At 31.2% G+C, this 8137-nt stretch carries 7 protein-coding genes; 6 read left to right on the forward strand and 1 reads right to left on the reverse strand.

The window, feature by feature from the left end:
* The first annotated feature begins 17 nt into the window (after positions 1-17).
* Both ACR0QS_RS08450 and ACR0QS_RS08455 read left to right on the forward strand, forming a co-directional pair.
* Complete coding sequence (locus ACR0QS_RS08450; RefSeq protein ID WP_432633012.1) at positions 18-689, forward strand: PAQR family membrane homeostasis protein; 672 nt, start codon at positions 18-20, stop codon at positions 687-689.
* Between the two features lie 33 nt (positions 690-722).
* The gene (locus tag ACR0QS_RS08455; RefSeq protein ID WP_432633006.1) at positions 723-2366 is read left to right on the forward strand and encodes an AMP-binding protein; all 1644 of its coding nucleotides are present in this window, start codon (positions 723-725) and stop codon (positions 2364-2366) included.
* On the opposite strand, the gene ACR0QS_RS08460 is transcribed toward ACR0QS_RS08455, so the two are convergent.
* A complete protein-coding gene (locus tag ACR0QS_RS08460) occupies positions 2367-4043 on the reverse strand; it encodes a restriction endonuclease (protein ID WP_432633007.1) in 1677 nt (558 codons plus the stop codon).
* 220 nt (positions 4044-4263) lie between these two features.
* Here ACR0QS_RS08460 and ACR0QS_RS08465 point away from each other — a divergent pair, with 220 nt between their 5' ends.
* From ACR0QS_RS08465 to ACR0QS_RS08480, 4 genes are all read left to right on the forward strand, one after another.
* A complete protein-coding gene (locus tag ACR0QS_RS08465; protein ID WP_432633008.1) occupies positions 4264-5136 on the forward strand; it encodes a glycine--tRNA ligase subunit alpha in 873 nt (290 codons plus the stop codon).
* Positions 5137-5161: 25 nt separating this feature from the next.
* Entirely contained in the window at positions 5162-5416 is a 255-nt protein-coding gene (locus ACR0QS_RS08470) for a PTS transporter subunit EIIB (RefSeq protein ID WP_432633009.1), read from the forward strand.
* A gap of 124 nt (positions 5417-5540) precedes the next feature.
* Positions 5541-6662, forward strand: a complete 1122-nt coding sequence (alr, locus tag ACR0QS_RS08475) for an alanine racemase (RefSeq protein WP_432633010.1) — start codon at positions 5541-5543, stop codon at positions 6660-6662.
* Positions 6663-6709: 47 nt separating this feature from the next.
* A complete protein-coding gene (locus ACR0QS_RS08480) occupies positions 6710-8086 on the forward strand; it encodes an alanine/glycine:cation symporter family protein (protein ID WP_432633011.1) in 1377 nt (458 codons plus the stop codon).
* The last annotated feature ends 51 nt before the right edge of the window (positions 8087-8137 follow it).

The following is an 8137-nucleotide window of genomic DNA, read 5'->3' on the forward strand; positions in this document are numbered from 1 at the left end:
AAAGTATAATATATTTTATGAATATTAAAAATAAATCGACTAATAATAAAAATTTGGCGTCTAAAATATGCGCCATTATATGTATAATCTGCGCAAGTTCCTCGATAGCCGTTATGGTTCTGCTTTTGATAAATTCAAAGACGGCAAGAGAGATAACTTCTTTTTCTTTATATTCGAGTTTTTTAATAATATTTTATATAATCAATTCGATATATCATTTTTTTCCGTTTCATTATAAAGCGAAGAAAGTTTTTTTTATTTTATCGCATGCATTTTTTATAATGATGATTTGGGGAGTTTATATTCCGCCATGTTTAATCTCGCTTGAAAACGGCTGGGGCTGGAGTTTCTTTGGAATAATCACGGGGCTTTGCGTATTGGGAATAACTTTAAGAAGCGTTTTCGGTTATAGATGGAGAGACTGGACGGAAACTATTTATTATTTTCTGCTTAACTGGGTTTGGCTCATAGCGATTCCAAAAATATCTCTGGCGGTTGGAGATTACGGAGCGATACTTTATTTGACGGGATTTTTGCTTTTAAATATCTCGATGGTATTTTACAGACTCGCTATGTATGAAACGAATAAAAGATACACTTTATTTTTGCCTATGTTTTATTCTTTGCTTATAATATCGAATATTTGTCATGCGATTTTTATGTTTAAATATGTGGCAAATGTTTTTTAAATTATATTTTATTTTTTATTTTAAGGAGAAAAAATGATTAACGAAAAACTGACTCAATATATAGAAAATACGATTAAAGAAAACTGGGATATTAACGCTTTCGCCGATTACGGAAAAGACAGAATAATAAAATATTCCGATGTCGCAAAAAATATATCAATAATGCATACGATTTTCAAAAGAAGTTCAATTTATAAAGGAGATAAAATCGCCATCTGCGGCGGAAATTCAATTAATTGGGCTTTAAGCTATTTATCTATAATAAGTTATGGAGCGGTTGTAGTTCCTATATTGGTTGATTTTTCTCCAAGCGATATATCAAATATTATAAAAGATTCGGGAACAAAATATTTATTTGCAGATAAAAATATAGCCGAAAAAATTGACGGCGAAACAATCGAATCTTTGGATATGGTTTTTTCTTTGGACGATTTTTCTATAATCAATGTCAATAATAATATTTATAAAGAAATTAGAAGAGGAGATAATTTATTTAATATAGAATTGGAAAATTTTAGCAAAGAAACTTTCGCTTTAAATATATTCGACAATGAAACTTTAGCTACGATAATTTATACTTCTGGAACTACGGGATTCAGTAAAGGAGTTATGCTCAATCATAACGCTTTAGCCGCAAATATAAGATTCGCAATAGCAAATATGCCGATAAAACCTAACGACAATATACTTTCTTTTTTGCCGTTAGCTCATGTTTTCGGATGTTTATTCGATTTTTTATTTCCGTTTTCAAAAGGCGCTTGCATATATATGTTAAATGCTATTCCGAGTCCGAATGTTTTATTAAAAGCTTTCGATGAAATTAAACCGAATTTAATTCTTATGGTTCCGTTAATAATAGAAAAAATTTATTTGAAAAAACTGCTTCCCGTTATAAGCAAACCGTTAATAAAAAAATTATTGAAACTTCCTTTAATATCTTCAATACTCAAAAAAAGCATAAGAGAAAAATTGACAAAATCTTTCGGCAGAAATTTTCATGAGGTTATAATCGGAGGAAGCGCCTTAAACGAAGAGGTTGAAAAATTTCTTATGGATATAGGATTCAAATTTACCGTTGGCTACGGAATGACGGAATGCGCTCCTTTAATAAGTTATTCCCCCTGCTATAAACATGTCGCTCGAAGCTGCGGATGTTTGATTGACACTTTGGAAATTAAAATTGACGCGGAAAAAGAAGGCGAAGTCGGAGAGATAATGGTTAGAGGCGAAAATGTTATGCTCGGATATTATAAAAATCCTAAAGCTACGGCGGAAGCCTTATCAAAAGACGGATGGCTTAAAACAGGAGATTTGGGAGTTTTGGGAGAGAACAACAGAATATTTATAAGAGGAAGAAGCAAAAATATGATACTCGGCGCAAGCGGACAAAATATTTATCCCGAAGAAATTGAAAGCAAATTAAACGCTATGCCTTATATATTGGAATCTTTGGTTTTGAGCAGAGAAAATAAACTTCATGCTCTAATATATTTGGACGCGGAAAGAATCAAGGAAGAAAATCTAACCGAAGAAGAAATTAAAAACAGAATCGAAAACAACAGAAGCGAAATAAATAAAGTTTTGCCCGAATACGCGAGAATATCGAGCTTTAATATTCAGTCGGAAGAATTTATAAAAAATCCTTCAAAAAAGATAAAGCGATTTTTGTATAAATAATCAAAGTTTTTCGTCTTTAAGAAGATTATTAAACTGACTTCGGCTGTAAACTTTTATTCTGTCGTTGTGCGAAACATAACTTTTAGCGCTGTTGCTCAATTCAACGGGAGCTATTAATATTCCGTTTTTAGCTCCAGATTCGCTTACCATCATTAAAAAATCTCTTATCATTAATTCGCCGATTTCCGTTTTCTGCCATCTTTTAAAAGAAACTAATGTAAGGTCTTTTTTGCTTCCCTTAATATTATAAGTTAAATAATTTATTTCATCGTTATTATTTGCGGGATGAGTTGCGTCCGTATATTCCTGCACCATAACATAATTAGACAATTTGGAACGCATTACATTTTGGCATAATTTTTTGAACGCGATTCTATCGAGCGAAAATATTTTATCGACTTGATATGACGGCTTTACATTGCTTTCCGTATTCGATTTTTCTTTTACTTTTAGACTTTCCAAAATATTGTCTATATCCATAGTTTTTTTGACTTCGACTAAAGATAAAATATAAATCGGATTTACGAAAGAAGCTTCCCATGAATTTACCGCTTTCTCCCAATTTCCCATATTCGTTTTTCCGACATAATTTTCGTAATTGTCGTTTTTATATTTTTCGTCTCCAAGTTTATTTTCTTCTTTTAATTTATTTAACTGAACGGTAGCTTTAACCACTTCATTTAAATATGTGAGAATTTCGTCAAAATAATATATACTGAATTCGGGCATATCGAAAGATTTAACCGTTTCAAAATAATTTTTAGATGTTCCTATATCTCCCAAAAAATAAGAATAAAAAGCGTAGTCCAATATTAAATTGGCGTAATTTTTATTATTTTCGTTTATTTTGTATAAATCGAGCAAACGATTATAAAGAGATTTAAATTTTTCGGATTCCTCGAGTTTATACAACAAGAACAAATAAAATTTATTCATGTCGAATTCGTTATTTTTATCAATCGGTTTATTTGCCAAGATTCCTTCTATAAAAGTTTTTGCGATATTCAATCCTTCGGACAATATATAAAGCGATATTAAATCTTTTTGCAAACTATGAATATATATTTTATTGTCGCTTAATTTATTTGCAGCCGCTTCTTTCGTTAATCTTTTTAGAAGTTCTTCTGCAAATGTTATGCATCTTTTATAATCTTTCATTTTGTAGGAAACGAATACGGCGCGTTTCAAATCTTCCGTCATAAATTCGCCTTTTGAAACTATAGCCTTATTAAAATAATGATTCGATAATTTGAAACTTCCTTCTTTCGCTAAAATGCTCGCGACTTTGATATTATAGAAATTATTAGTAGGTTCGAGTTTTATTATTTTTACTGCATATTTGAAAGCCAATTCTTTTTTTCCGAGTTCGTTATATCTGCTTTCAAGTCTTTTGCAAATATTTAATTCGTTCTTCTTTTCCAATACTCCGTTATTTGCAAGAAGTTCGTATTTGCTTAAAGCCGATTCCTTTTCGCCTATTTCTTCTTCGTATTTTGCAAGTTCGTAAATCGATTCGTAATCTTCGGGATTTTCTTCTATTTTTTTGTAAAGTTTTTCCATGTTATTTTTAACATCGCCAGAATCATTTCCGCTTCTATAAAAAATATTTTTTAAAACTATCAAAGAAGAAACGAGTAAAAAAACCGAAACGACTATATATATAAAAATATTTTCCATAATACAAACCTTTTTTAAATTCTCAAAATGCAATTATATATTATTTTTAAATTAAATAAACAGTTATTTATATTATCGTTTTATATAAACTTTAATTTAATGAAATTAGCAAATATTAGTAAATGACAGTTAAAAATATATACATTTTTCGTCTTGATATAATATTTTTTTATTGTATCATATTAAAATCAAATTAAAATTTAATTATATGGATAAAATTATGACATTTACCGATTTAATAATGACTTTGAATAAATTTTGGAGCGATAATAATTGCATAATTCAGCAAGGATACGATTTGGAAGTCGGAGCGGGAACTTTCAATCCAGCTACGGCGTTAAGGGCTTTAGGTCCCGAGCCTTTTAATGTCGCTTATGTAGAGCCTTCGAGGAGACCTACCGATGGAAGATACGGGGAAAATCCGAACAGACTTCAGCATTATTATCAGTATCAGGTTATAATGAAGCCTTCTCCAGAAAATATTCAGGATTTATATATCGAAAGTTTGGGAGCTTTGGGAATAAGTTTCAAAGACCATGATATTCGCTTTGTTCATGACGACTGGGAATCTCCAACACTTGGCGCCTGGGGATTAGGATGGGAAGTCTGGCTTGACGGAATGGAAATAACTCAATTCACATATTTTCAAGCCGTTGGAGGAATAAACTTAAAACCGATAACTGGCGAAATTACTTACGGACTCGAAAGAATTTGCATGTATTTGCAAAATGTCGATAATGTTTACGATTTGGAATGGGGACATGGAATAAAATACGGCGATGTTCATTTGCAGGGCGAAAAAGAATTCTCAAAGTATAATTTTGAAGTCGCCGATATTGACATGTATTTTAGGCATTTTAACGAATACGAAAAAGAATGCGATAAATGTCTTGAAAACGGATGCGTTCTTCCAGCTTATGATATGGTTATGAAGAGTTCGCATGTCTTCAATATGCTTGACGCCCGAAATGCAATTAGCGTGACGGAGAGAGCGGGTTATATAGCGAGAGTTAGAGAGCTTATGAAAAAAGTTTCTTCGGCTTATATTTCTTCAAGAGAGGCTATGAATTATCCGCTTATAAAAAATAAATAATAAATAAATTTTAAGGAGTAAAATTATGGATAGAAAAGAATTAGCTCAAAAAGTAACGGAATTTATTGGAAAAGACAATATATCTTCAGTGTCTCATTGCGCTACGAGATTAAGATTGATTGTGAAAGATAAAAATAAAGTTAATGTTCCTGAAATTGAAAAATTAGAAGATGTTAAAGGAGTATTATTTGACGCGGGACAGTATCAAATAATATTCGGAGACAAATTAACCAAAGATATTTTTAAAGAAATTTCCAACATGGGTTATACGAGCATCTAATTAATTGAAAATAGTAATGACATAAATATTTTAATGGTTTTGATATTATTTTATTCGATTGCATTACTATTGACAATAATACTATTTCTAATATAATAAAATCCTAATTTTCAGAGGATTTATTATGTCTAATTATAAAAATAACACGATTGCGGAGATTGATTTATCCGCTTTAAAAAATAATATGAATATAATAACCTCTATTACAAAAGGAGCAAAATTACTAAATATTTTAAAAGCAAACGCTTACGGACATGGAATTATCGAAATAGCGAAAGCATCCGAAAAATTTAAAGTTGACGCTATCGGAGTCGCAACTGTAGAAGAAGGAATTAAAATAAGAAAAAGCGGAGTAAAAATTCCTATTGTGGTTTTATTTCAGCATTTCAAATCGGAATCTGCAGAAATTTGCAAATATAATTTGAGTCCAGTTATAAGCAATGCGGATAATCTGCCTTACTACGATAAATATTTAGAAAGATATAAAAATAAAACGAAATTAAAAATTTTTATAAAAGTCGATACGGGATTAAGCCGAATGGGAGCGAATCCCGAAGAAGTATTGGATTTGGCAAAAAAAGTTTTATCCTACAAAAATTTAATTTTGGAAGGAATAAGCACGCATTATGCCGCCGCGGATATTGACGATTTGAAAAGCAAAGATTTCACAAAAAAGCAGATAAAAATTTTTAATAATGTTATAAATAATTTGAAATCGAATAAAATAAAATTAAATACGATTCATAGCGCAAACTCTTCGGCAATTCTATCCTACAAAAAAACTATTTTCGATATGGTTCGAGCGGGAATTATTTTATACGGTTATCCTCCGATAAATGCGGAAAAAATGAAAATAAAACCCGTTATGGAATTGAAATCAAAAATCGTTCTTATAAAAAATTTAAAAAAAGGAGAATCCGTTTCTTACGGAATGACTTGGAAAGCGAATAAAGACACAAAAATAGCTTTGATTCCAGTCGGTTATGCGGACGGAATTAATAGAAAATTGTCGAATAATTGGGAAGTGAAAATCAATGATAAATATTATCCTGTTCGCGGAAGAATTTGTATGGATTTGACTATGGTTGAAATATTTAACGATAAAATTAATGTCGAGGACGAGGTTTTGATATTTGGAAACGATAAAAAACTTAACGCCGAAACTATGGCTAAAAAATCCGATACAATTTCGCATGAGATTTTGGTAAATATCGGCGAAAGAGTTAAAAGAATTTATAAAGATTAAATTTGAAAATTTAAAATATAAAAATAAATTAAAAAAGAGGTTAGAACATGAATTTAGAAATAATAGAACAAATAAACGGAAAAATCAATAATTTTATCTGGGGACCAGTTATGCTGGTTTTACTTGTCGGAACGGGAATATTTTTAACAATAAGAGTTCATTTTTTTCAAATAAGCCACATCAAATTATGGATGAAAGGAACTTTTGGATTAATATTCAAAAAACATACCGCGGATGAAAATATTACTCCGTTTCAGGCGGTAAGCACGGCTTTGGCAAGCACGGTTGGAACGGGAAATATTGTCGGAGTTACAACGGCTATCGTTTCGGGAGGAGCGGGCGCTTTATTTTGGATGTGGTTTGCGGCTTTCTTCGGAATGGTTACAAAATATTCGGAGGTTTTGCTTTCGATTAAATATAGAGAGAAAGATTCTAACGGCAAGCATTTCGGCGGACCTATGTATTATTTGAGTAAAGGAGCGAATATGCATTGGCTTGGAATCATATTTGCAATTTTGTCGACTTTGGCATGTTTTGGAATAGGAAATTTGACTCAAATTAACGCGATGGCAAATGTGGTTAATCAAAATTTCAATATTCCAACGATATATACGGGAATAGTTGTCACAATAGTAGTGGGAATCGTAATAGTCGGCGGAATTAAAAGAGTCGGAGCTTTTGCGGAAAAATGCGTTCCCATAATGTGCTTATTTTATATAATAGTGGGACTTATAATAATATTTCTTAATCTCGATAAAATTCCGTCAATTTTTAAATTAATATTTTCGGAAGCGTTTTCTTTAAAACAAGTCGGCGCTGGTTTCATGGGCTATACGATAACTATCGGGATGCGATACGGTTTTGCAAGAGGAATTTTTTCAAACGAAGCTGGAATGGGTTCTGCTCCTATGGCTCATGCTTCGTCAAATAGTAAAAATCCAATCGAGCAGGGACTCTGGGGAATATTTGAAGTTTTTGTAGATACTTTTTTGGTATGTTCGATAACGGGAATAATAGCGATTATGAATTTAGATTTGATTAATAAAGGACTAAACGGCGCTCCGTTCATTTCGGAAGCTTTCAGAATTTGTTTTCCCGGAAATTTCGGCTCAATAGGATTGGCTGTAGCGTTATTTCTTTTTTCTTTTACTACTCTTGTCGGATGGTCGCATTACGGAGTCGTGAGTTTAGGATATTTAACTAACAATAATAAAATAGGAGAGTTTTTATATAAGATAATATTTTTGATAGTTATTATAATCGGTTCGGTTAGCGAGCTTCAATTAGTATGGAATATTGCCGACACTTTAAACGGTTTAATGGCTATACCGAATTTGATAGGACTTTTAATACTCTCTCCAATAGTTGCAAAAACTACGAAAGAATATTTGAAAAATCCAAATTCCGTTGAGATGAAAGATTAGAATTTTTTAGTTTATTGTATAATTTATTTATTATCGAACAATCAATTATAT

This window comes from Brachyspira sp., from assembly GCF_050873525.1.
In the GTDB taxonomy this organism is placed as follows: domain Bacteria; phylum Spirochaetota; class Brachyspiria; order Brachyspirales; family Brachyspiraceae; genus Brachyspira.